Origin of the sequence: Methanocorpusculum sp. (genome assembly GCF_030655665.1) — an archaeon.
Taxonomy (GTDB): domain Archaea; phylum Halobacteriota; class Methanomicrobia; order Methanomicrobiales; family Methanocorpusculaceae; genus Methanocorpusculum.
Map to the genome: position 1 here is coordinate 225,256 of NZ_JAUSPQ010000008.1, position 23,915 is coordinate 249,170.

A 23,915-nucleotide genomic window follows, 5' to 3' on the forward strand; every position below is an offset into this window, starting at 1 on the left:
CTACTGAAAATAAACGAAAAAACTCTACAGATTACTGATATAGGACTTACGTGGGGTTATCCTCAATCCAATTCGGGAAGGGTATTACTGGGTATGGATATCTGAGATAAAATCAACCGCGCCGATTCGCGGTTGGTTTTTTCCCTCGTGTTTCCTCCTCCTCCCACCACCTTCCCTTATTGAATCCACACCCACACCGCGTAAGTCCTATTAAAAATAAATCTCAAATATTCTACATAATATCTGATTATGGGGTGCGGGAAAAGTATATTTTCCAACTGCCAAATTCAGGTTTGATTACCTTTCCCTTACTCGAATAGGCTCAACTGTCTATCATGCCGTTTTTCTTCAAACGCGTTCAGATATTCGAATATCTGTTTGTTATCATGGACGATACCGTTTTGTTCGCATTTTTGATGATACAATCTCATGAGTTCTGCGCTGTTTGGACTGTCTATTGCGTATTGATTCCCATATCTCTGCATATACTTCTCTTTCAGGTGCGGAAACAGCAGATCGAGCTGATGGTAAAAGTATTCCCGGTTTCCCTCACGAAGTGTCAATCCCATGCCAAAAGAAAGAACACCATATACTTTTGCTTCTATGCAGTAATCCAAAATCCCTTCGATGTTCTCTTTTGTATCATTGATAAACGGCAGAATCGGGCAAAGCCATACAACCGTGGGTATTCCTGCATCCCGCAGTTGTTTCAGAACGTTGAAGCGTTCCCTTGTTGTGCTTACGTTCGGCTCGATTTTTCTGCAGAGATCTTCATCAAAGGTAGTCAGCGTCATCTGGACTACGCATTTCGTTTTGTCGTTTATTTTTTTCAGTAGGTCAATATCCCGCAAAATGCGGTTCGATTTTGTTATAAGCGTACACCCAAAACCGTATTGCTCTATCAAAAACAGTGCTTTTCTCGTGTTTTCAAGCTCCAGTTCAAGCGGAATATAGGGGTCCGTCATAGACCCGGTGCCTATCATGCATTTTTTCCTCTTGCGTCTCAGTGCTTTGTTTAGTAATTCGACAGCATTTTCCTTGACTTCGATGTCTTCAAACGCGTGTTCGATATGGTAGCACCTGCTTCTCGAATCACAATAGATACACCCGTGGGAACACCCGCGGTAGAGGTTCATCCCGTTATTGGCCGATAAGATCCCTTTGGATTTTACATAGTGCATGGTACAATCATCTCGACAAACGCAAAGTTATCCATCCAATGCTCCAAGGTCTGACCTTTCATAACGGTTGTGACCTGGCAACTGCTTTTTGTATTTCCAACATATAATGGCTTCTTCTAAGGTTTTTCCTTTGTTGTCTGCAAAAAAATCACGGATATAGGTATTGTACTCGAACTGCTTATCAATGACTGTTTCTCCTTTTCTCTTCTCTTCCATAATGTCAAAATAAGCGGTAATTGCGTCTTTATACGTTCTACCCTCATTGCTTTTTAGCCATTTCTGAAAAGTGACATTGAAAGAAAAACTCTTTCCAATATGCTCTTTAAAAAACGCTCTGTGTTTTTCAGAACAAACAAAATCAGATTCAATTTTTGTATCTTCGCAAATATTTGACAGTATTGCGGCTCTTTTCTTTGCTGTTGATGCCGACAATACTTTGCCTGTATCAAGAAAATAAGCAATTCTGTCCGTTATTTCTATTTTGCCGCCAGAGACAGGTAGACGGTATTTTCTGCAAAAGTCTATCAACTCTTCTTTCAAGTAATAGAACTCGCGAAATGTTTTGCTGTCTAAATGGTTATCTAAAACGGGTCTTTTGGTCATTTGTATTTTCCTTGACTTCGTTTAGGTAGCGTTCGTTTCGCCATCACTCTTTTGATTTTATTGGTGTATGCATAAATCTTTCTTTCCCATTGAATACGGTGAAAAAATGATGTGAGATGAAGACCGCAAACTACTGATGTATTTCCGCTCTCTTTTTTATGTAAGAGCATCTAATGTAATAGGGTAGGCGAGGGTAGCCAAGCCAGGCCAACGGCGCCAGACTTAAGATCTGGTCTTCAGTAGTTCATGGGTTCGAATCCCTTCCCTCGCATTTTTCTGAATCAAATGAATAACCTAAACATATTTGTTAAGGGAGTTTATCATGAAAATATTTTATTTTACGGGCACTGGAAACAGTTTATATGTTGCTAAAAGATTTGAAGGAGAGCTCTATTCCATACCAAAGGTGCTAAGAAGTAATGAATTGCGCTATCAAGATGAGAAAATTGGCATCATATTCCCATGTTATGGATTAGCTGCTCCGAAAATTGTACGTGAATTTGTAGAGAAGGTGACACTGGAAAGTCCGTATATCTTTGCTATTTTAACATACGGTAATATGATAGCAAATGGGGTTGGCTGGTTCACAAACTACGCAAAAAAGAATGGCATATCTATACACTATGCAAACAGCCTGCTAATGGTTGATAATTATCTGCCGATTTTTGACGTTGAAGAACAGAAAAAAAAGCAGAAGAACATAGAAGAAAATTTGCGCGTCTTAATAAAGGATATTTCTGAAAGTAAGGAATATATCAATAAAGGTTCAGTATTAGACGTCATTTTAACGAGTGGATTTCAACAAGTGACAAAGGTACTTCCTGAGTATAATTCACCAAAAAAATTCTCTATTAATGATGACTGCAATAATTGCGGGACATGTATCAAGGTATGTCCACGAGATAATATTTCAATTGACAAAGAGCAGGTAAACAGTAAACCTATTCATGGAGATACGTGTGAATTTTGTCTTTCCTGTATTAATCTCTGTCCGAAGAAAGCAATTAAACTAAAATCCGAGAAGAATCCGGATTCCCGGTTTAAAAATGAACATGTGACTCTAAAAGAAATAATAGAGTCTAATAGCTGAAATTATAGATAAGCATCGAAAAACAGGTGAATGAAACATGTTATACAGAAAAATGCCAAAGAATGGAGACAAACTTTCCCTACTTGGATTTGGGTGCATGCATCCTTCTTTAAAAGAGGATGGTAGTATAGATGAAAAAAAGAGCCACGCATTTTTATGAAACCGATTCGTTTACGTGATTTTGTTATGACCGAAGACGGCTGTCTTTACGCCGTCTCCGGGTATGAAAATGATTCCCGCGCCGAATGCGTGCTGCGTTATGTCCCGATTCCTGATGGGGACCGGACGGCTCCTTCGGGAACGAGATACAAGAAATATGATTTTGCCGACGCATTTGCCTGGGTCAAGGAACACAAACCCGAATATCTTGATTTGGTCCACCGCGTCCCGCTTGCAGACATCGTCCGCGTGCTGAAGCCCGAGGAAGAGGCGGCAGGCATCGCTGCCAGAAACCCCCAGGTCGCGCGGCTGTTTTCCCACTTCGATCTGCCGCCGATGAGTTATGGCTGCACGGGGTCGCTCGTCGCCGGTCTCGAAAATTCTGCATCCGACATCGACATGGTGGTGTACGGCTCGGCCTGGTTTTTGGCCCGCGAACAGCTGATGGCCGCGGTGAAGGCAGGAAAGATCCCCGCGATGAGCGAAGAGATGTGGCAAAAGGTCTACAGAAAGCGGGTGCCCGACATCAGTTTCGATGATTTCGTTCTGCATGAAAGCCGGAAGTTCAACCGCGGAGAGTTTGAGGGGACCTACTTCGATCTGCTTTACTCACGTGGATATGACAATCTCCACTCGGTCCCGCCGATCACGCTTGGCGAGAAGACGGGCGTGATGACGATCGAAGCAAAGGTCACCGATGCAAGTCTTGCATTCGATTCGCCCGGGATCTACAAAGTCGACCACGAAGAGATCGACCTGGTCCTCTCGTTTACGCATACCTACTGCGGTCAGTGTTTCACGGGCGAGACGCTGGAAGCAAAAGGCGTTGTCGAGGAACACGGGGATCAGACCTGGCTTATCGTCGGGACGACCCGGGAAGCCCACGGCGAGTATATCGTTTCGAGAACTCTGCTCGATCAGTAACATTCCACCTGAAAAATCCCATCCGTTCTTTTTTCAATTGTTTTAAGCTCCTTCATCTGCGCCCTTATCCGTATATTTGTTCTCCGTTGCGGAGGTTACGGCCGTATTTGCCGTCCTATTTTTTCGGGAGGGTAATCTTCATACACTCTCCGCGGCAATGTTTGGTTATGCACTTTATGGATGGGTTTCTGCCCATTGGCTGGTGTGTTTTCTGGGCCGTGCTATCAGCTCCGTTTCTCATCTACGGTATGTGGAAAATAACGAAAATGATCAATAAGGACAGGCGTATCCTTCCTTTGATGGCAGTTTGCGGAGCGTTTATATTCGTGATTTCCTTAGTGGATATTCCGTCTCCGACCGGGAGTTGTTCCCATCCAACCGGGACGGGTCTCTCTGCCTCGTTCTTTGGACCGGCCGTCACTTCGGTTCTCGGTCTGATCATTCTGGTGTTTCAGGCACTTCTGCTCGGACACGGCGGATTTACGACTCTTGGCGCCTCTGCTTTTTCCATGGCGATTATGGGGCCTTTGGCGGCATGGCTGGTTTTTACGGGCTTGAGAAAAACCAGGCATGTTTCTCTTGGCCCGGCGGTTTTCTGTGCGGCGGTTGTTGCCAACTGCGTGACCTATCTCGTAACCTCTCTGCAGATAGCGCTGGCATATCCGGTCGAGGGCAGCGTTCTCACTGCTTTTATTGCGGCCGCGGTCGTTTTTGCCGTCGTTCAGATCCCTATCTCGATCATCGAAGGAATAATCAGCGGACTTGTCGCGACGTATATCGCCCGCATAAAACCGGAGATCTTGAAGGGACTTGGGATTATTACTGATGAAGAGATCAAAAAGATCCTGGGCGAGAAAGCATGAACATGCTCTCCGGTATGATCCGCGAACCACATCAAGCACATATATCGTTTGGAGAATCCCGACGGGAATCCTCTCAATCGTGAGAAAAGAGGTAATTATATAATCTTTTGTGGAGATGTATCTCTATGTTCAATCTGTTTAAGAAATCCGATGCCAAGCAGAAGTCCGAAGAGGATGAGGTTGATGCGTATGATGAGGAAAATGTTGTCACCTGGGAGCGGTACAACACCGAGACCGGTGAAGTAGAGGAGATCCTTGACCTTGAATGCTACGATGAGGACGGGCTTGAAGCGATGGAAACGCTCACCGACGTGAAAAAACCAAATGGTGAATGGCAGGGATACCGGTATGTGTACATCTCAAACGGCGTGGAGAAACACATCCGCCCAAAAGACAACAAATATCCCTGATTTTTTCCAGGAGCAATTTTTTTTCATAATCGTGTGTATTTCTCACTCTATTCTCGTAATAATTTCAAAAATGAATATGAACCCTCAGAAATTATACTTTGACCGCGTCAGGGAACTGTTGGAAAATGTTAACATACTTGGTCTGGCAACCGTCTTGCGGCACGAAGTAAGTTAAGGCTAGAGAACTATTATATAACATCGCGGGACGTTCCCGGGAAAATGCATTGAGAGATCCACGCACGAACCACTATGCCGTCATGCGGGGTCTGGTATTTGAAAAAGCGTTCTCGAAAGCTAAGAACGGGCAAAGAGAAAAATATGACAGAGTTCACTTCAACCTTACAAGCACAAATTAAGCGGCAGAAGCCCTCCACGAAAACCCCTGGACAGTCTGCCAGAACCATTCGCCGGAAATATGAACTCATCGAACAATCAAAAGAATCGAGATGATGAGAAAACCCCCGTCGTTGTGTGCAGGGGCGGGTATCCTTTTTTGAGCTTCGTACAATGACAGTACGCCATTCTCTTCACTGACCGGCAGACCCGGGTCAGGAATTCCGGAAGCAGATAGAATTGTTATCGTGAAGAAGACTCGGAATAAAAACGTAAAAAAAGAGCCGTCGGAGGGACTTGAACCCTCGACCTGCTGATTACGAATCAGCCGCTATACCGCTAAGCCACGACGGCACATTATGTGCTTAAACACATTGCCTGTTAGACAATAAATAGGTTATTGATTTATGAATATCCCTGCAGAGTCGGCGTATCGGTTCCTTCGGCATGCGCTCCGCTGGTGATCTGTCCAAACTTCGCCTCGTAATCATTCACACTCTTCTGCAGAGCTTCCAGAAGTTTCTTTGCATGTTTCGGGCTGATCGCGACAATTGCCTTTGCTTTTGCCTGATTTGCCACCGGAAGCTGGTGTAAAAACATCATTGTGAACTCATCATCCTTGAATGCGATCTGAATCATATTACTGTAAACCGGGTCAAGGTTCTGAGGGATCTGAATGTTGAGTTCGTTGCCTGCCATAATTATTAATAGTGTGCTGAACGAACTTATGTCTATTGAGTCATTATGCCGGACGAGAAAATCTCTGTAACAGATGTGGTGAAAGCAGGCACTTGTCCCATGCAGCTCTACCTGGCAAAATCCATTGATATCCCCTACGAAGAACCGATCGCATACACGGTCGCAAAACAAATATCCTATTATCTTGGTGATATCCTCTCGGCTGAGGATATCTGGGAGGGGGGGCTGAAAAACCTGGTGCATGAGGATCAGCCCGCGCTCTCATACCTCGAAAAGATGGTCGCTGCCTGCAGCAAAGTGACCTGGCGTCAGGCTGAACGGTATGATGTGTCGGTTTTCTCTGAAAAATACGGTATCTTCGGGAAAGTCGACCGGTTCTTTGATGACAGTTTTTCCCTCGTAAAAAGCGGATCGGCCCCCACACGCGGCGTCTACCTTTCCGACCGGCTTCGCGTGGTCTGCTACGCGATCTGTCTGGAAGAGATGTTTGGAAAACCCTTCTACGGGCGCGTTGAATATATCGGCTCGGGAACTATACGCAGTGTTGTTGTAGAACCAAAAGACAGACGTGCTCTGTTTCTGGCACTACGGGCAGCAGAAAAAGTAACGAAAGGGGGGATTCCGAAAGTTGTCCGGGGTCCATACTGTTCCTGGTGTAAATTCGTGGAGACCTGTTCCGCTGTTGAAAAACCCAAATCTCTCTTTTCCAAAATGATGTCAAAGGCATAACTTAGATATTCTGAGAAAAAAGATACTAAGATAGTAATGACCTTTGAACTCTCAGAAGATATTCTCGAAGCAATACTCAATACCGGAAAAGAAACGGTAAAGGTTTCGAATCTGGAAGATCTGGCACACGGTGACACTGAAGGGCTCAGCAAAGCGGTCACCTGTCTCAAAGACAAAGGGTATCTCACCGAGTCTGCCCGTGGACTTTCTCTCACAGATAAGGGAACCGTGAAGGCAGCGCAGGTTGCGCGCAAACATGCGGTCCTGACCAGTTTTCTCACCGACGTTCTTGGTACCGAACCGGATCATGCATCAAAAGAGGCATGCCTCATGGAACACAGCATCTCCTCGGAGACGATCGAGCGTCTCGACACGTTTCTGGAAAAGCGCGGTCCGGGACACAAAACTGGTCGGGGAAGAGGGTGGAGGCGTGCTGCCCATCTGGAAACGAGCAGTCCAGTCGAGCATGAAGGACATGCCGGACTCACGAAACGAAATCCCATCGTCTCCCTATCTGAGTGCGAGGAAGGTTCCCTCCTGCATGTTTCCATGATCCGGTGCTTTGCCAAACACCGTCGTCTCATTGATCTCGGGGTCATTCCCGGCGAACTGATAACACTCAGACGCAAGCTCGACAATAATGCGGTCGTAATAACCGTCAAAGGATGCGATATCGCCTTAAGTCCCGAGGTCGCCGAGAATATTATGGTCGAGCGGTGCAACACGCAATGATGCGCCGGGCAGTTCTGATCGGGAACCCCAGTGTTGGGAAATCCCTCATCTTCAACCACCTGACCGGTCTTGGTGTTGAGGTGAGCAATTATCCGGGAACCACTGTCGGCCTGATGACGGGTATTGTCCGCTACAACGAGACGGAGTTTTCTCTCACTGACCTCCCGGGCATCTATTCTCTTTCAGGAAGATCCGATGAGGAAAAACTCGTCAGAGAGTATCTGGTCACCGGAGACGCGGATCTCATCGTGGCGGTTTTGGATGCCAAACATCTCGAGCGGAATCTGTATCTTCTGTTGCAGGCAGCCGAGATCAGAAAACCTCTGGTGATCGTGCTCAATATGATGGATGATGCCCGGTCCGCCGGGAAGATCATCGATGCCGATGCGCTTTCGAAAAAGTTCGGCGTTCCGGTGATCGAGACAATTGCGACCGAAGGAAAAAATCTGGAAAAAATCGCCGACTATGTGATCGGTGATAAACTTCCGGTTCCCGGGATCGTTCCGCGATACGATCATCACATCGAAGCGGCGGCAAAAAGCCTGCAGAAGTATCACAATCTTTCGGAAGCAGAGTCAATGTTTGCTCTGGAAAATGTTCCTCTGAGCACTCTTTCCCCCGAGGTGATGGAAAGTGCCGCGGTCATATCATCCGAGATCGAAAAACGGCACATGATGTCGCCCGATCAGATCATTGGAGCAAACCGGCACAACACGGCAAAGACCATCTCCGAAGAGGTGACGACCTTATCTCCGCCAAAGAAACGCCGCGATCTCGACTCCCTCTTAACGAGGGGATTTCCCGGTGTTCCCATTTTGATCATCACGATGGTCGGCATCCTTGGGGTCGTTTTTCTTCTGGGAGGATTTCTGGAAGAAGCTATCATAAGCGTGATGACGACGTATCTTCTGAATCCGTTCCACGCTCTGAACCTGGCGCCGTTTCTGGATACGGTGGGCAGTGCAGTGATTCTCGCCCTCATGTCGGGTCTTGGAATTGCGTTTCCCTATGTGTTTCTGTTCTACATCTTCATCTCGATTTTAGAGGACACCGGATATCTGACCAGAGCCGCGTTCCTTGCGGACCGGGGAATGCACAGGCTCGGTCTCCATGGTCAGGGGCTCATCCCGCTCGTTCTCTCTTTTGGCTGCAGTGTCCCTGCGATCATGAGCACACGTTTTCTCCCGACCAGGCGTGAACGTGTCATTGCCTCTGTTCTTGTGACGATGCTTCCCTGCTCAGCGAGGACCGTTGTGATATCCGGGATCGTTGCTTCCTTCATTGGGTTCGGCGCCGCATTTTCCATCTATGGGATCGTTTTCATTCTGGTTTTTGTTCTCGGCTGTGTTCTTTCCCGGATCACACCGGGTGAACAGTATGGAATGATCCTCGAGATGGCTCAGCTTCGCCGGCCGATTCCGAAGTATGTTGTCCGAAAAGCATGGATGCGTGTCAGCGAGTTCCTGTACATCGCTATGCCGCTTTTGCTGATCAGCAGTGTGTTTCTGGGGATCTTCGAGTACCTGGGACTTGTCACGATGTTCGAGTCGTTCATCGATCCGATCTCCACCGCAGTCCTCGGGCTGCCCGGATTTGCGTTCACCGCTCTCATGTTTGGGATCCTTCGAAAAGAGATGGCCTTTGAAACACTCGCGATCATGGGGGGAACGACCGATCTTGCCTCCATCCTTTCGAGCAGTCAGCTCTATATTTTCGCTCTGGTGTGCGTTCTCTTCGTTCCGTGTATCTCTACGATAGCCGTTCTCATGAGGGAAATTGGGGTAAAAGCGGCCGCTCTTATCACGGTGTTCACTCTTTTGCTCGGCACTTCCCTTGGGGCACTTCTGCATTTTGTTTTCATGCTGTTTTGAGGGAGAGATTCCCTCTCCTTCTCAATAAAAATAACATGGACGAGAGCCAACAGATGAGTAACAATGCTGACTTTTATCGGGCTTGGCCTCTTTGACGAATCTGACGTATCGGTCCGTGGTATGGATGCTATCAAATCCGCCGACACGGTGTTTCTGGAAGTGTATACCTCGGTTCTGACCGGTGCCCCGATCGAACGGCTCGAAGCGTTCTACGGAAAAAAGATCACGCCTCTGTACCGGGAAGATGTGGAGATCCATGCAGATAAGATCCTCGATGCCGCCGAGTTCGGACACGCGGTTTTTCTGACTGCCGGCGATTCAATGATTGCGACGACCCATTCGGATCTTCGTATCCGGGCGGCTGATCGAAACATTCAGACAAAAATCATTCACGGTGCCTCGATAACGACCGCGGTCTGCGGTCTTTCCGGTCTGCAGAACTACCGGTTCGGCAAATCCGTTTCTGTTCCCTTCCCGTACGGGAAATGGTTCCCGATGACCCCGATAGAGGTCATTTCGGCAAATCTGAAGGAAAATCTCCACACACTGGTGTTTCTTGATATCCAGAAGGACAAGGAACGTTACATGAAGATTTCCGAGGCCGTCGATCTGTTGGAAGAGCAGGCACGCCGCGTGGGTGCCGAAATCCCGTTATATGTCGGTATCGCCCGTGCGGGTTCTCCCGACCCGGCGGTCCATGCAGGAAGTGCCGAGGAGATGAAAACCTTTGACTTCGGCTCCCCTCTGCATATTCTCATTGTCCCGGCAAAACTTCACGATATCGAGCGGGAGTATCTTGAGAGGTTTGCGGGTCTATGCTGATCGATGCATACGGGAAAGTCTTTGCTAAGGATTCCGGTTCTGAGAAGACCGTTCCAAACAACACGGTTCTTGGACAGACCGCGGACGAGATCGCTAAGATGGTCTCCTGTTATGCCTCGGACGGCAGAGTTTTTTTCAAAAAAGGTGATCTGGTGAACGCGGCTGCCTCGTTTGCGTACGGGTACGGCTGGCTGGACGCGGGACGCTGTCTCGGGTACCTTGCGGGTTCGCCGTCGGCTCCTCCCGAGATCGACGAAAGCCTCCCGGAATCTCTTGCCGAGCATCTGACCGAGAAAACCTACCGGTATCAGAGAATGCTCACGAACGCGTTGGATGGAGTTACCCCCGCGCCCGATCCGGAGACCGCGATGTATGCTGCGGCCTCAACGATCCATGCGACAGGACACGCATATCTGACCCGGGGGACAACTCATCTCCCGGACGACCTCATCAATGCTCTGGTGCTGTTTTCCTACGGATACGGCTGGCTTGACTGCGGGGTTCGTGCCGGTCTGTTTTCGATTTCCGGAGATCGGCATCTCTTCACCATTTAAAACAGCATTTTACGCCACTTTTTTACGAGCTTCAGCGTTTTTTCGGTATACGGCGGATACCGGATTTTCGGGTCGGGTTTTGTTTTCCTGATGACGACCGTGCGTTTCCGGGTGAATGTTTCCAGCGAGTCCGTCTCGTGATATTTTCCCATCCCGCTTGTTCCGACTCCGCCAAAGGGTGCGTTCTGGTTTGCGACCTGCATCATAACATCATTGATGCAGGCTCCGCCTGACGGGTGATGATCGAGGAGGGTGTCACAGAAGGTTTTGTTCTCGGAAAAAATGTACAGAGCCAGCGGATCCTTTTTGATCAGCTGTTCAAGTTCATCTTTCCTATCCCAGGTGAGGACCGGAAGGATCGGACCGAAGATCTCATTCTGCATGATCGTGTCGGACATACCGGCGGACAAAATCGTCGGCGCGACCTTTCTTCCGTTTGGATTGTGCTCTCCGGCACGGAAAATGAGATTGTCCGGTGTTTCAAATGAGACCAGACGGTCATATGCATCCATAGTGACGATTTTCCCATAGTCATCGTTTGTTGCCGGATTACTTCCGTAGAGGGTGACGATCTCTTCTTTGAGTTTTTTCACGAGTTGGTCCCGCATGGATATGTGTACCAGCAGATAGTCCGGGGCAATACAGGTCTGTCCAGAATTTGCAAACTTCCCCCAGGCGATCCGTTTTGCGGCTACAGGGATATCTGCCGTTTCATCGACGATACAGGCATTTTTCCCGCCAAGTTCCAGGGTCACCGGTGTGAAATGAGCCGCCGCCTTTTCAGCGATCATTTTTCCGGTATCTTTCCCTCCGGTGAAGAAGATGTAATCATACTGCGCATCCAGATCGACCTCATCCTCTACACTGACCCACTCTTCGGGGAATATTTCCGCAAGGATCGTCCTGATGATCTTCCCCGTCTCCGGGGATCTTCGGGATGTTTTTCCGATAATGACATTTCCCCCGGCGATGATACCCGCAAGCGGGAGCATAAAGAGATTGAACGGATAATTCCACGGAGACAAAAGGAGAACAAGACCGAACGGGTCGTGACGGATAACTGTTTTTGCCGGGAAAATCAGCAAGGGGGAACGTACCTTATCCTGTTTCAGGAACTTTTTCGTGTGCTTGATCAGATAATCGATCTCGTGAAGGACAGGAGCTATCTCAAATGCGTATGCCTCGAAGGGACATTTCCCAAGATCAGCAAAAAGAGCCGCTGTGATCTCAGGTTCATGAGCCTCTATGGATGCCCGGAGTTTTTGCAGAGCGAGGAGTCTGCGCTGGATCGGGAGAGTATTGCCGGTGTTAAAAAAATACCGGTGAGCTTCAATAGACATATGTTTCACTTTGTTTCACAAAAATAAAAAGGAATCTATCATTTTTCCAGAGCTTTGTGCAGAGAATGGATTCTCTGCCGGGCTGCTATCGTTTCCTCCTCTTCTTTTTCAAATGAGAGGGAGAGGATGTCGCCGACGTTTGTGCCTGCCGGCAGGTTTTCCAGAGGAAAAATCCCAAGGGGTCTCTCGCCTTCTGGACCGCGAAGAAGGAGCGCGGCTTTGTTGTTTTCTATCTCATCCACGGTCACGAGCAGTTTCATACCCGGACCCCGTCTCCCGACACGAGAATATTTTCTGCGATATGTTCGTTTCTGGTGACAACGGAGTAGACCGATCCGTCGGTCGTCACGACCACATCACCGTCAAGATCGGTCCGGTAGATGTGGTCGGTGTATTTTGCGAACAGTGTCAGGGCTTCGATATGCGGATGACCGTAATCGTTGTCTGCACCAAGACTCATGACGATAACGTTCGGGCTGACTGCTTTGAGGAACGCATCGGTGGATGAGGTGGAGCTTCCGTGATGACCTGCCTTGAGTATCTCCGCATCAACTGCCGTGCCTGTAGAGAGAATATATGCCTCGGCTTTTTTACCGGCATCCCCGGTGAGAATAAATGAGACATTACCGTAAGTTACGTTGAGAACGATGGAATTTTCGTTGATATCGGGAGAAGCTCCGGTCATGATGAGATCATGCGGGGGTGAGACGATCTCGATCGTTACGCCGTACCAGGGATTCGTGATCTGATCCCCTTCTCTGACGATAGTATAACTAATATTTTCATCAGAGATGTACTGCTGGAGATTTTCATACGTCGCGGATGTATGTTCAACCCCGTTGTCATAGACAACGCCGACGTCATAGGTCGCGAGAACATCCTTTGCCGAACCGATATGGTCATAGTCCTGATGGGTGATCAGCAGAAACTCTAATCTTTCGACGCCAAGCGAATCAAGGTAAGCGAATATCGCCGAGCGCGATTCGCGGATCGAAGGGGACATTGTCTCACCTGCGTCAATCAATGCATACATTCCGTCTTTGGAGAGAAGGATAGCATCTCCCTGTCCGATATCGATGACATGCATGGAAAAGGCGTGCTCATCGGTGACCAGCGGTGCGAGCGGGGTCGAACTGCCATATCCGCTGAGTTCAGCTCCTCCATAGATCACCACAACTGCGATAATAAGCAGACCGCAGATGAGGCTGGTGATCTTCTTATGGGTCGTACCGGATGAACTTCGTTTTTTGCCTGATCTCTTTGCCATATGTGGTAAGAGTATGAACGCGGAAGAAAAAAAGAGCGTGGTTGAGATTATGGGTTACGCGTTTTTACGTGATCCCGCGGTCCAGGAAAAGATCATCGCGAGGACTAAAACGACGAGTGCGGCAATAATGGTCCCGTCCATCATCTGGAGGAAGGAGGCCGCGTAGTCGTCCGAAACTCCTGCAAGGAAGATGTTTTTCAGAATGGAAACGATACCGATCGAGATCGCCATTCCAAGCATCCTGGTCGTAGAAAGGGTCCCGGACGCCATGCCGAATTCCTGATGCGTCACCGAGTTCATGATCGCCGTACTGTTCGGCGTGACGAATATGGCGATACCCACACCGAAGAATGCCTGAACGGCGATCATACTCCAGATCGCAGTCTCGGTCCCGCAGGTGAGAAGAACGATCATTCCTATACTGATGATGAGAAGTCCCGTGGTCGTTGCATATTTTGGCGGGGCATGTTTGATGAGCCGGTCGATTGTGGTGAGGATCAGAGAGCCGATACCAAATGCTGCGATACTTGCACAGAGGATCGCACCGATCAACCAGACCGGTTCAGCGGAGGCGGCACCCATAAAGAATGCTCCTGCAATACCGACAATGGTGAGAAGTGCGCCGAATACGAGAAGCCATCTGGGCAGAAGGTGATCATAGAATCTGCCTGCCACGATCGTGAAGAGCACAAGGATCAGTCCCTGCGTGGTGACGATGAGAGCACGGGGCAGTGCGTCCGTGATCCCCCAGACATTTGTCATATAGAGCGAGACAAGGGAACCCATTGCATAGATCGCCACATAATACAGCAGGTTTGCGGAGTTATTGAAGGTGAATCCTCTGTTGTGGAGGATCAGGTTGATTGGAATAAGGGGATTCGCATTTCTCTTTTCATAGAAGAAGAAGGCAATCAAAAGAAAGATCCCGGAGATAAGAAGTGCGAGTGCTTCTGTGTTGGGCTGTTTGGAAAATCCGTAGAGGGCAAGACCCATGCCCACCATGAAGAGGATCGCGCCGATCCAGTCATATCGTCCCGTATCTGTCGGGTGGTCTTTTGGAATGAAGGGAATTGCAAGAATGAAGGAAAGAAGTGCAACCGGACAGAGGATAAGATACACCATCGACCAGCCGAAGACATCGGTAAGGGCCCCGGCAAGCAGAGGTCCGGCGAGTTGTCCCATGAATACTCCGGTCATGGCCAATCCGATCGCGGTACCACGGAGTTCGACTTTCACTGCCGAAGCAAGCAAAGCTATCGCGGTTCCAAACATCAGCGCATTTCCGATTCCCTCGATTGTGCGCATGGCAAGGACCATTTCGCCTGAAGTTGACATGCCAACACCGAGAGATCCTATGCCGAGCAGAAGGACACCTATGCAGAAGAACCACTTCTTGCTGAATTTATCGGCAAGTCTTGCCGCAGGAATAAGAAAAATCGTGGACGTGAGCAGGTATACAGTAAGGATCCAACCGTAAAGACCCCAGTAGTCTGGTCCCATCGTATATCCCAGCCCATTAAGCATATTTGGGAGGGCGATGTTTGTCGCTTCTCCGATAAACGGGGGCAAAAAACAGGCAATTCCGACTGTTATTGCAATTAAATATTGTTTTGCACTCAGACGTAATGTTTCCATATACATCTTTATTGTTTTTTGGATGTATTAATGGATATTCATTTTGTGTTGTTACTCAAAAAAGAGTTGTTGTTAATAATTTCTGCGTCCATTACTGATGATGTCGTCAGCACGTTTCTCATCCAGGCCGGGCGAAAGAGATCGCCATTCGCTTTTGATCTCCCGTTCATCTGCAGGATCACGGTATTTCATCAGCGTTGTTACGGCACGCATGCAGGTTTTACAAAGGGGAACGGTGTTCTCCGTATCCGACTCGCTCCCGAATCTGAACTGCGGATGCGGGACCGCCGAATCCGCTCCACACAGGTAACAGACGTTTGGGTGATATCTCACCGTCAGTTTTTTTGGTTTCGGTTTTTCTTCGACGAAGAAATGAGCCGGTTCTTCTGCTGATCTTCTAATCTTCGGTTGGTCTGCGATGAACGGTTGAGACTTCGGATATTTTTCTTCAAAGGATTCTGCATCGGGAATTGCCGGCTCGTTCATCTCCAGAGGTTCTACCTCAAAGATGTCATCTTCATGGATATCCGTCCCCGCATGATAGTATTTTTCCGTATCAGGTATCCCGGAATCATCTATGATCGGGAAGTTATTCTCATATCCGGATTTCTTTGCCGGACCGGACGCTTTTGGCGATTTCTTCTGCCCGAAGATCCCTGAAAAAAGTCCTCGTTTTTTTGGTTTGTCCGATGCTCCGCTTGCCGTCAAAGCATCGGTATAGCCGTCAGATACGGGTGTATAATCCATTTCATCGTAGACACTCGATGAACCGGTATGTCCTTTCGACCCGAGAACCGTATTGTCTTTCTTCGCCTTTTTTGGTTTTTCACTGCCAATCGACCCGCCTAGCGGATCAAACTCTTTTTTCCGTGCCAAATGATACCTCCTTTGTGTGATGATATTTATTCCCGAGGTATTAATACCTCACCCAGAGAATCTCCCTCTCATTTTGTTAATAGTACCTGTTTAACTTTTCAGAATTGACTGTGAATACTTAATATCTCTTTGGGATGTAAATATTATGACTTATGTCGGAACCTGTTGAATTTCTGACCGTTCGGAATCGGAAACAACCAAACTATAAACTTAGATTCATACTTCTCATTCTTGCAGCAGTGGTATGTATTCTGATTTCCTTTGTTGTCGGGAGATTCACCATATGCATTGGTGATGTTCTTCAGATTTTGATATCGGCTTTCTTATCGGCCATCTATGGCTGTATCTCCTTTGTTTTAAGTCCCTTCCCTGATATCCAGAATACCGTTCTGGGTTTTCTGTCCCAGTTTATCGTGAGTATTGATACATGGGATTATGCCATGTACAGTGTTGTAATAAATATCCGTCTTCCCCGTATCCTTGCTGCACTCTTAGTAGGGGCCGCACTTTCCACAGCGGGAGCTGCGTATCAGGGAATGTTCCAGAATCCGCTGGTCTCTCCGGATATTCTCGGAGCTTCGGCAGGCGCGGGATTTGGTGCATGTCTTGCCATTTATCTGTCGCTTGGGAGCGGAATGGTCACCATCCTTGCCTTTGCCGGCGGGCTGATCGCTGTGTTGGTCGCCTATATGGTCAGCCGTATGACAAAAGGGAGTGCCACCCTGAGCATGGTTCTTGCAGGTATACTGGTAGGGAGTCTCTTCTCCGCATCGACGTCATATATCAAACTGGTCGCTGACACGAACGAACAACTTCCGGCGATCACCTACTGGCTGATGGGAAGTCTTGCCGGTGCGACGATGCATGATGTGATTTTTGCCGGCATCATCATTATTCTCGGAACGCTCCCGATTTTCCTTCTTCGCTGGAGAATGAACGTTTTGACGTTGGGTGAGGATGAGGCGAAGAGTATGGGGGTAAATACTCACAGACTCCGGTTTGTAGTCATTGTCTGTGCCACCCTGATAACCGCCGTTGCCGTATCAATTTCCGGAATCATCGGCTGGGTTGGTCTTGTGATTCCGCATTTCTGCCGGATGCTTTTCGGGTATGATTATCGGAAGATTGTTCCCGCCGCTATTATCATGGGTGGTGGATTCCTGCTGCTTGTGGATGATTTCTCCCGGACTATTGCAACGACGGAAGTTCCGATCGGGATTTTGACTGCATTCATCGGAGCGCCGATTTTTGCCTATCTTCTGATGATGGGAGGAAAACGTTCATGAATCTCAGTGTGAACGATCTGAGTTTTTCCTACGGGAAGCATCTTCCTCTCGTACTGGACGCTATATCTTTCTCTGCGAAGGGAGGGGACCTTCTCGCCGTTCTTGGTCCGAACGGTGTCGGAAAAAGTACGATGTTCCGCTGTATTCTCGGGTTTCTGAGAAATTATTCCGGAGAGATCATCTTAAACGGCGTCAATATCAAATCCCTTACGCATAAACAGATCGCAAAACATGTTGCCTACATTCCTCAGTCAACATATCCGGTTTTCAACTACACTGTGTTGGATGTGGTCCTTATGGGCGTTACCAATCAGCTCAGTCTTTTGTCTGCTCCAAATCAGGATCATATCAACGAGGCATATGCTGCGATGCAAAGTCTGGGTATTGCTCATCTGCGTGATGCCGGTTATGGTGAGATAAGCGGCGGGGAACGTCAGCTCACTCTTATCGCCCGTGCTCTTGTGCAAAAAGCAAAGGTCCTCATTATGGATGAACCGACTGCAAATCTGGATTACGGCAATCAGTTCAGGGTGATGTGCCGGATCTCCGATCTTGCAAAGGAAGGTTACATCATTATTCTCTCAACGCACAATCCGGATCATGCTTTTTTGTATGCAAATCGTGTCCTGACTATCCAGAGAGGAAAAGTGATTGCAGATGGGAGTCCTGATGATGTTTTGGACGCAAAACTGATCAAGGATGTTTACAATGTGGATGTCCACATCGAGGAATTTCATTCAGCGACCCGTCATCATAAACTTTGTATTCCAATAGAAGGCGGAGTCCGATGTGAGACTGAATTACTCCAGATGAAAAAATAATTGGATGTGAAATCATTCTCCCGTTTTTTTCAAACGGGTTTTGATTTCCTCTATTGTATGGCGCAGGTCCCGACGCACGGTTCCTTCTCCGGCACGACCAGACGGTAGGCATTTGCGAGGACCGATGAGTTTGCGAGAAGACCTGCGACCAAAACCGCCTCTAAGATCTCCTCATTCGTGATCCCCATCTTCTTTGCGACCTGCATATGGTAGGAGGTACAGTGATCACAACGTAATGCCGCTCCGACTGCAAGGCTGATGAGTTCAACGGTCTTCGGCGGCAGTGCTCCAGCCTGCGTCACGGCATTTTTGTACAAAAGATGTGAGATGAGAGCTTCGGGACAGTCCTCCAGTTTTTTATAGATCAGAGGCGATGTTCCGTACTCTGCTTCGATCCTTCCAAGCCACTCGGCGGCTGTAAGTTTCGCTCCGTTCTTTTGTACTTCGGCGATCGCCTCTTCAAAATTCATGTCGATATCTACCATGATTTATACCACTATGTTTGTTTCCGAAAGCGGCTTTATGCGGATCAGAATATAATCCCGCATACGTGAAGGCAGAACGTCTGCCACATCGCCGACTTTTACTTCATCCTCGATCACGAGATCCCGGACTTTTTGTGCATATGTCGGGTAAGAAAGTTTTACCCGCAGGCCATTGAGCTGGACTGCGATCGGGGAGGGGGAGTAGACCTCCTCGATCTCCGGCAACTCCTGCTTGATGAGCGCCTGGAGTCTTGCGGGCGAGACCGAGAGGGGATCGTTTGCAATCTCCTGCCGACGCATCTCCACGACTTTTATCACCTCGTCGATCACCAGATCGAGCCGATGAATATCCGCTTCCGTTTGGGTCCGGTGCATAAACCGTCCGAGACCTCCGACGTATCCGGCAACAGGCGGGTTGGTCTGTTTTTCGAGGATCTCCCGCTCAGGCCCCCCGGTCAGAATGATCGGGACAGTGATGCCGGGTCGAAACTTCGGGAATTTCGTTTCGATACAGGAGGCAAAGTTGCCAAGCACGAAGATCGCGAGATCATGTTCGTTGATCAGATCACGTTCCTCGTCATTCATCTGGGCGATGCGTTTTCCAAAACCGCGTGCCATGCCGAGCATGTTCGATTTCGATCCATGGCTTCGCAGATATTCGGCTACGTCGCATGCTGAATGAGGAAGGTGGTGGATCTCGAGACTTGGAATGACAACCGCGATTTCGGTTCCAACAAGCGGAGACTCCAGGATCTCTCCTGCGAGTGGTCGGGAGAAGGTGATGAGCCGTTTGATATCCTCCTTCGGCATGAGGACCTGAAGAACGACCTCGCTTGCAATGTTATGTCGCTGGACGATATAGCCGCCGAGATCCTCGATGTAATCGATGATCTCGTCAAGACGGTACACCCCTCCTTTGTAGGTGATCGGTACAAGGATCATTTCAGTGCCTCCTCCATTTTCGCGAACCGGTCAGCGATGATCTTATCGACAACTTCCGCCGGGATGGTGTTTTCGCTTGCGGCAAATGAGAACCGGTTCTTTCCGTAGTTCTCCCGCCGGACCTTGAAGCCTTCGGGGGCGATCACCTGGATCGCATAGATCAGATCTTTGAAGAGTGACTGGGTCGGGTCGATGACCACCCAGTCTCTCAGATTCTTTGGGATCGCCACATTTTTGATGATGACGGTGAATCGGTCTGGCTGATCGACATTGTCGTGTCCGAGTTTGAGCCACAGCATTTTCAGCATCGCGGCAAGATAGGTTTCATCTCCGACCGCGATCGTTGCCTGATTGTCCTGAATCAATACGTTGCCTACATCCGAGATCTTTATTGCCGAACGCGGCGGGCGGATGAATCCGGTTGCCACAAAAAGGGGATATGCCGGGTCGATATAAATGTGCAGTCCTTCCACGATACTGAGCAGATTGTGGTCCTGCAGTACGGTGGTCGCGATTTTATTGTAGTTGTCCGACCCGTCTTCGGTGCATTCCACCTCGAAGTAGTCCAAACCTGCCATTTACGCCTCCTTCACCTTCTTATCGACAAAGCCCGAGGAGATCAATGCTCCGCCGACTGCCCCGATATATTGGGAATATGGAGGGACGACGATCTCTGTTTTGAGCATTCGACCCATGGCACGGACGAGTCCCTGAATGAGCGATGATCCCCCGACCATGATGACCGGCTCTTTGATATCGACTTCCTGGAGCTGCTGTTCGTACACCTGCTGGGCAACGCTGTGACATGCAGCGGCTGCAACATCTGCGGGTTTAAATCCCGCCGCAAGGGCATTGACCAGAGACTGTGTGCCAAAGACGATACAATAACTGTTCATCGGCACATTCTCCCCGCCGTCGCTTTCCATAGATAATGCACCAAGTTTGGTGATGTCGACGCCAAGACGCTTTGCGGTCATCTCAAGGAACCGTCCGGATGCTCCGGCGCAGATGCCTCCCATCGTGAATGATCCGGGCATCCCGTCGTTTACACTGATTGCTTTGTTATCCATACCGCCGATGTCGATGACGGTCGCAAATCCTTTTTGGGCGTTTGCAAGGTAGACCGCACCTTTTGAGTTGACGGTGAGTTCTTCCTGGATGAGATCCGCTTTGATGTGTTTGCCGACAAGGAATCTTCCGTATCCTGTGGATCCTGTGGCTTCAATGTCGGAGATTTTGAGTCCGGACTCTTCAAGTGCGAGAGCGATGACCTCGTCCGCACTGTTCAGAACATCGGTGGTCGGTCTCCATCCGGTCCCGATGATCTTGTTGTCCTGCATGATGATGCATTTGGTGGTCGAAGAGCCTGAGTCCACACCCATTGTTGTTCCGACCTGGACCTCACGCGCCATAAGGGCACGGCGTTTTGCGATGGTTGAAAGGGCTTCAAGTCTGGTCAGAAGAGTGGATGCGCCGGTTCGTTCGTTGAACGAGTAGGATACAACCGGAATCTTTGAATTCTCTAGGATATATCTGCGGAGTTCGTTTCGAACGATAGCCGCTTCTGCGCAACGGAAGCAACTTGCAATGAAGATTCCGTCCGCCTCGATCCTTCCCTCTACGATTGCCTGGGCACGAGCGATCGCAAGTTTCAGATCCGGACTTTTCACCGGAAGACCAAAGTCCTTGTAGGCGCGTTTTACATCTTTCAACGCAACATCAGGGTAAAACATCTTTGCCCCAACGGTCTCTGCTGCGGACGTGATTTCGTTTTGGATCCCGCTGTATTCTGCCCCGCAGGTGATCTGGGCGATCCGTACCGGTTGTTCTTTTGCACTCATTCTTTGACCTCCAGATCTTTTAGGAACTGTTTGATTTTTGCGACAAACGTCACACCTTCTTCTTTAGTTGCCGGATACCTCAGTTCAAGTCTCGGGATGTCTTTTTCCCGGAGCATGAATACCAGAAGCTCGTTTGTTCGTGCACAGCCCATACAGCCGAATGCGAGATCCGGCTCATCGATAATTATCGCAGCTTCTGCCTCTTCTACGAGAGGGCCATACAGGGCCATCCGCCCCCGGATCCCTGACGGCACTTCGACCGCTGCCCATTTCAGACCTTTCTGCGGATCTTCCGAGGTCATCTGGATCGGCGGTGAATCAAAACCCGGTGTCTGGACATGTTCGCGGATCGAAAGAGCCGAACCGAGTGGTTCGTGACCGTACCTCGCTACAAGGTCGGATAAGATGAGGCTGGTTGCCGGATAGATGAATACTTTTGCCATTATTTTTCCTCCGAAAAGAGTTTTTCGAGCACATCCGCATCGAGCGGTTCTTCAAGCGGCAGAGCTTCCCCTGCAGCTTTTTTGAGTGAGGTCTTGTTCATCCCCTCGGTCTCTTCCAGTCCGTGGGAGATATATCTGATAAAACTCATTTCGTATTCGTGCCCGAGATACCCGGGTCTCGCACCGCCGAGATCGGCGCGGCATCTCCGTGAATCTCCCGGAGGAAATCCCCTGTCTTTTATGAAGATCCGATAGGGATCGAGAATACGCAGATGTTCAACGATCCGGTCGACATCTTCCGGGGAACCGGTGATCTGACACCCAAAACAGGTCTCTTTGATCATAACACCCTGGGCGATCTCGTATGCGGCCGTTGCAATATCCTGGGGTGTGGTGTTTGGAGAATCCACGAACACATACTTCGTTACGGTCCCGACATACTCGGGGACATAGGGTTTCACTCTTTGACCTCCCTGAAGTAGATAGTCCCGCCTTCCTTCATGAGAGGAAGCTTTTCCATGTCGATTATAGTTCCGATGACGTTTGTTCCCCCAAATGGCTCTCCGGTCGGCCCGTACTCTTTGTTTTCGACCACCCGGACGCCGACCATACCGACAGCCTGCCGCGAGTCGTTCGTCAGTGCGAGAGTATTGGTCTTGACCGGTTTTTTTGGGGTGTTCTCCGGGATGATGTTCGTGCCTGTCGAGAACGGCGGCTTGAAGAGGTACATCTCATCCTCAAGATTGTAAATAAACGGCATGGTCCCGACTGCATATTTCTTCAGTCCGGTGACCCGGCGGAACAGATCGACCGATTGCGGGGCTTTTTTATAATCAAGCGAGATGTCGATGACATTCTCTAGACCCATGGTAAAGAGCGAGACTTTTCCCTCTTTCAGGACCTCGAGTGTCGTCTCAGGTTTCTGACTGATGACGACCCTCCCGGTCACATCCTTGTTGTCTGCCATCACTTTCAGTCCGCGTTTCTTTGCAAGACTGACTGCTTCTCCGAGAGGGAGGCCGCGCAGGTCAAGGAGTTCCGGGACCGGTCTGACGGACAGAACTGTTTTTTCGGTTGAAAATTTGGCGAGCTCTATTCCCCGCGTGACCGCTCCGGTCCGCGTGTGATGCTGATTGCTTTGGACGTCGCGTGTGTAAATATACAGGCCGCCCGAGCCTTTTCCGGCTGTTCGTACCGTAATCGTCCCTTCTCTTCTCGGTTTCTGGCGTTCCTGAAGAACGTAGAGTTTTCCTTCTGTATGGTCCCTGATGTAGGTGGACGCGGTCCGGTCGATCCGGAATGTGTTTTCCCGCAGGCAGAATAGCATATGCTCGACCGAGTCTGTGCACGTACAGTCGATCTCGGCATGATTTTCCTGATATCCTTCTGCGGTGATGATCAGTTCGGAAAAGATCTGCATCCCCTCCTTCACCTCCGTCGAGAGGTCCGAGGTCACCTTCGCATTGGTCGAATCCGTGCTGGAAAATACCTGTTCTATCCGGGTAATGGTGTCGCCGTGTTTCCAGCGGTTCATGATCCCAAGACCGTAGATGACTTTCCCTAAAATCGCTCCGCCTTTTGCGGCTCCGTGATCGCCCATATGTTCCCTGCGGGAAAATGTGAGGTAGGCGTTCTTCGAATCATAGCCGCCGGAACCGAGACATACGACGCCTCTTTCATAACGGTATGGTGTTTTGTCGGGCGTGAACTCCTGAGGGAATGGTCCAAACGATACCGCATTTCTGTCTTCGAAGTGGACACGCAGATTCTGATCGACCTCTCCCGTAGGCAGAGGGAAGGGTGTTTTTTTCGCAAGTTCGATGACGATGTCCCCGGCGCTTGTGGTCAGGCGGAGATGCGGCGTCATTTCCCGGGAAACGCTTCCGGGTAAAAGAAGAACGACAGAGGTCCCTTCCGGCTGTTCCGGGAGGAGATCTTTGAGGGTTGTTGTTTCTGGAACGGTTTTCTGCTCGCCATTGAGAAAAATCCGGATGTCAGTCATGATCCTG

26 protein-coding genes and 2 tRNA genes are annotated in these 23,915 nt (G+C 49.1%); 12 read left to right on the forward strand and 16 right to left on the reverse strand.

What is annotated here, in order from left to right:
- Nucleotides 1–308: 308 nt before the first annotated feature.
- Nucleotides 309–1,181 (reverse strand): radical SAM protein, encoded by an 873-nt coding sequence (locus Q7J08_RS07265; protein ID WP_304911025.1) that lies wholly within the window; start codon nucleotides 1,179–1,181, stop codon nucleotides 309–311.
- Nucleotides 1,182–1,208: 27 nt separating this feature from the next.
- Nucleotides 1,209–1,784 carry a DUF6434 domain-containing protein gene (locus tag Q7J08_RS07270; protein WP_304911026.1) on the reverse strand — a complete coding sequence of 192 codons (576 nt, stop codon included), beginning with the start codon at nucleotides 1,782–1,784 and terminating at the stop codon, nucleotides 1,209–1,211.
- Nucleotides 1,785–1,971: 187 nt separating this feature from the next.
- Between Q7J08_RS07270 and Q7J08_RS07275 the strand changes: the two genes are divergently transcribed.
- From Q7J08_RS07275 to Q7J08_RS07295, 5 genes are all read left to right on the forward strand, one after another.
- Nucleotides 1,972–2,055: transfer RNA gene (locus tag Q7J08_RS07275), tRNA-Leu, on the forward strand.
- A 51-nt stretch (nucleotides 2,056–2,106) separates the two neighbouring features.
- On the forward strand, nucleotides 2,107–2,874 hold the full coding sequence (locus tag Q7J08_RS07280; protein WP_304911027.1) for an EFR1 family ferrodoxin: 768 nt from the start codon (nucleotides 2,107–2,109) through the stop codon (nucleotides 2,872–2,874).
- A 156-nt stretch (nucleotides 2,875–3,030) separates the two neighbouring features.
- On the forward strand, nucleotides 3,031–3,957 hold the full coding sequence (locus tag Q7J08_RS07285) for a DNA polymerase subunit beta (RefSeq protein WP_304911028.1): 927 nt from the start codon (nucleotides 3,031–3,033) through the stop codon (nucleotides 3,955–3,957).
- Between the two features lie 167 nt (nucleotides 3,958–4,124).
- A complete protein-coding gene (locus Q7J08_RS07290) occupies nucleotides 4,125–4,820 on the forward strand; it encodes an energy-coupling factor ABC transporter permease (RefSeq protein WP_304911029.1) in 696 nt (231 codons plus the stop codon).
- 125 nt (nucleotides 4,821–4,945) lie between these two features.
- Nucleotides 4,946–5,230 (forward strand): hypothetical protein, encoded by a 285-nt coding sequence (locus Q7J08_RS07295; RefSeq protein ID WP_304911030.1) that lies wholly within the window; start codon nucleotides 4,946–4,948, stop codon nucleotides 5,228–5,230.
- Nucleotides 5,231–5,845: 615 nt separating this feature from the next.
- On the opposite strand, the gene Q7J08_RS07300 is transcribed toward Q7J08_RS07295, so the two are convergent.
- Together Q7J08_RS07300 and Q7J08_RS07305 are read right to left on the reverse strand one after the other, a co-directional pair.
- Nucleotides 5,846–5,917: transfer RNA gene (locus Q7J08_RS07300), tRNA-Thr, on the reverse strand.
- Nucleotides 5,918–5,968: 51 nt separating this feature from the next.
- Entirely contained in the window at nucleotides 5,969–6,262 is a 294-nt protein-coding gene (locus Q7J08_RS07305) for a DUF3467 domain-containing protein (protein WP_304911031.1), read from the reverse strand.
- 45 nt (nucleotides 6,263–6,307) lie between these two features.
- Here Q7J08_RS07305 and Q7J08_RS07310 point away from each other — a divergent pair, with 45 nt between their 5' ends.
- From Q7J08_RS07310 to Q7J08_RS07330, 5 genes are all read left to right on the forward strand, one after another.
- Entirely contained in the window at nucleotides 6,308–6,991 is a 684-nt protein-coding gene (locus Q7J08_RS07310; protein ID WP_304911032.1) for a Dna2/Cas4 domain-containing protein, read from the forward strand.
- Between the two features lie 36 nt (nucleotides 6,992–7,027).
- A complete protein-coding gene (locus tag Q7J08_RS07315) occupies nucleotides 7,028–7,723 on the forward strand; it encodes a metal-dependent transcriptional regulator (RefSeq protein ID WP_304911033.1) in 696 nt (231 codons plus the stop codon).
- Nucleotides 7,720–9,594, forward strand: coding sequence for a ferrous iron transport protein B (gene feoB / locus Q7J08_RS07320; protein WP_304911034.1), 1,875 nt, complete (start codon nucleotides 7,720–7,722; stop codon nucleotides 9,592–9,594). The genes Q7J08_RS07315 and feoB overlap by 4 nt, the downstream gene beginning before the upstream one ends.
- Nucleotides 9,595–9,657: 63 nt before the next feature.
- A complete protein-coding gene (gene dph5, locus Q7J08_RS07325) occupies nucleotides 9,658–10,416 on the forward strand; it encodes a diphthine synthase (RefSeq protein ID WP_304911035.1) in 759 nt (252 codons plus the stop codon).
- Nucleotides 10,410–10,970 carry a DUF357 domain-containing protein gene (locus tag Q7J08_RS07330; protein WP_304911036.1) on the forward strand — a complete coding sequence of 187 codons (561 nt, stop codon included), beginning with the start codon at nucleotides 10,410–10,412 and terminating at the stop codon, nucleotides 10,968–10,970. Before dph5 ends, Q7J08_RS07330 begins: the two co-directional genes overlap by 7 nt.
- Here the strand turns inward: Q7J08_RS07330 and Q7J08_RS07335 are convergent.
- From Q7J08_RS07335 to Q7J08_RS07355, 5 genes are all read right to left on the reverse strand, one after another.
- The gene (locus Q7J08_RS07335; protein ID WP_304911037.1) at nucleotides 10,967–12,310 is read right to left on the reverse strand and encodes an aldehyde dehydrogenase family protein; all 1,344 of its coding nucleotides are present in this window, start codon (nucleotides 12,308–12,310) and stop codon (nucleotides 10,967–10,969) included. The two genes, Q7J08_RS07330 and Q7J08_RS07335, sit on opposite strands and share 4 nt — an antisense overlap.
- 38 nt (nucleotides 12,311–12,348) lie before the next feature.
- On the reverse strand, nucleotides 12,349–12,570 hold the full coding sequence (locus tag Q7J08_RS07340; RefSeq protein WP_304911038.1) for a DUF3006 domain-containing protein: 222 nt from the start codon (nucleotides 12,568–12,570) through the stop codon (nucleotides 12,349–12,351).
- On the reverse strand, nucleotides 12,567–13,577 hold the full coding sequence (locus Q7J08_RS07345) for a ComEC/Rec2 family competence protein (RefSeq protein WP_304911039.1): 1,011 nt from the start codon (nucleotides 13,575–13,577) through the stop codon (nucleotides 12,567–12,569). The genes Q7J08_RS07340 and Q7J08_RS07345 overlap by 4 nt, the downstream gene beginning before the upstream one ends.
- 54 nt (nucleotides 13,578–13,631) lie before the next feature.
- Nucleotides 13,632–15,212 carry an MFS transporter gene (locus tag Q7J08_RS07350; RefSeq protein WP_304911040.1) on the reverse strand — a complete coding sequence of 527 codons (1,581 nt, stop codon included), beginning with the start codon at nucleotides 15,210–15,212 and terminating at the stop codon, nucleotides 13,632–13,634.
- Between the two features lie 72 nt (nucleotides 15,213–15,284).
- The gene (locus Q7J08_RS07355; protein ID WP_304911041.1) at nucleotides 15,285–16,088 is read right to left on the reverse strand and encodes a hypothetical protein; all 804 of its coding nucleotides are present in this window, start codon (nucleotides 16,086–16,088) and stop codon (nucleotides 15,285–15,287) included.
- 152 nt (nucleotides 16,089–16,240) lie between these two features.
- On the opposite strand from Q7J08_RS07355, the gene Q7J08_RS07360 reads away from it, so the two are divergent.
- Nucleotides 16,241–17,374: an iron ABC transporter permease gene (locus Q7J08_RS07360; RefSeq protein WP_304911042.1), complete on the forward strand. Its 1,134-nt coding sequence runs from the start codon at nucleotides 16,241–16,243 to the stop codon at nucleotides 17,372–17,374.
- Nucleotides 17,371–18,195: an ABC transporter ATP-binding protein gene (locus tag Q7J08_RS07365; RefSeq protein ID WP_304911043.1), complete on the forward strand. Its 825-nt coding sequence runs from the start codon at nucleotides 17,371–17,373 to the stop codon at nucleotides 18,193–18,195. The genes Q7J08_RS07360 and Q7J08_RS07365 overlap by 4 nt, the downstream gene beginning before the upstream one ends.
- A gap of 50 nt (nucleotides 18,196–18,245) precedes the next feature.
- Here Q7J08_RS07365 and Q7J08_RS07370 read toward each other — a convergent pair whose 3' ends face one another.
- The 7 genes from Q7J08_RS07370 to Q7J08_RS07400 are packed head-to-tail and all read right to left on the reverse strand — an operon-like array spanning nucleotide 18,246 to nucleotide 23,908.
- Nucleotides 18,246–18,680: a carboxymuconolactone decarboxylase family protein gene (locus Q7J08_RS07370; protein WP_304911044.1), complete on the reverse strand. Its 435-nt coding sequence runs from the start codon at nucleotides 18,678–18,680 to the stop codon at nucleotides 18,246–18,248.
- 3 nt (nucleotides 18,681–18,683) lie between these two features.
- Nucleotides 18,684–19,622 (reverse strand): methanogenesis marker 7 protein, encoded by a 939-nt coding sequence (locus tag Q7J08_RS07375; RefSeq protein WP_304911045.1) that lies wholly within the window; start codon nucleotides 19,620–19,622, stop codon nucleotides 18,684–18,686.
- A complete protein-coding gene (locus tag Q7J08_RS07380; RefSeq protein WP_304911046.1) occupies nucleotides 19,619–20,200 on the reverse strand; it encodes a methanogenesis marker 17 protein in 582 nt (193 codons plus the stop codon). Before Q7J08_RS07380 ends, Q7J08_RS07375 begins: the two co-directional genes overlap by 4 nt.
- Nucleotides 20,201–21,463: a methanogenesis marker 15 protein gene (locus Q7J08_RS07385; RefSeq protein ID WP_304911047.1), complete on the reverse strand. Its 1,263-nt coding sequence runs from the start codon at nucleotides 21,461–21,463 to the stop codon at nucleotides 20,201–20,203.
- Nucleotides 21,460–21,906 carry a methanogenesis marker 5 protein gene (locus Q7J08_RS07390; protein ID WP_304911048.1) on the reverse strand — a complete coding sequence of 149 codons (447 nt, stop codon included), beginning with the start codon at nucleotides 21,904–21,906 and terminating at the stop codon, nucleotides 21,460–21,462. Before Q7J08_RS07390 ends, Q7J08_RS07385 begins: the two co-directional genes overlap by 4 nt.
- Nucleotides 21,906–22,367 (reverse strand): methanogenesis marker 6 protein, encoded by a 462-nt coding sequence (locus Q7J08_RS07395; RefSeq protein ID WP_304911049.1) that lies wholly within the window; start codon nucleotides 22,365–22,367, stop codon nucleotides 21,906–21,908. Before Q7J08_RS07395 ends, Q7J08_RS07390 begins: the two co-directional genes overlap by 1 nt.
- Nucleotides 22,364–23,908, reverse strand: coding sequence for a methanogenesis marker 3 protein (locus Q7J08_RS07400; protein ID WP_304911050.1), 1,545 nt, complete (start codon nucleotides 23,906–23,908; stop codon nucleotides 22,364–22,366). Before Q7J08_RS07400 ends, Q7J08_RS07395 begins: the two co-directional genes overlap by 4 nt.
- Nucleotides 23,909–23,915 lie beyond the last annotated feature (7 nt).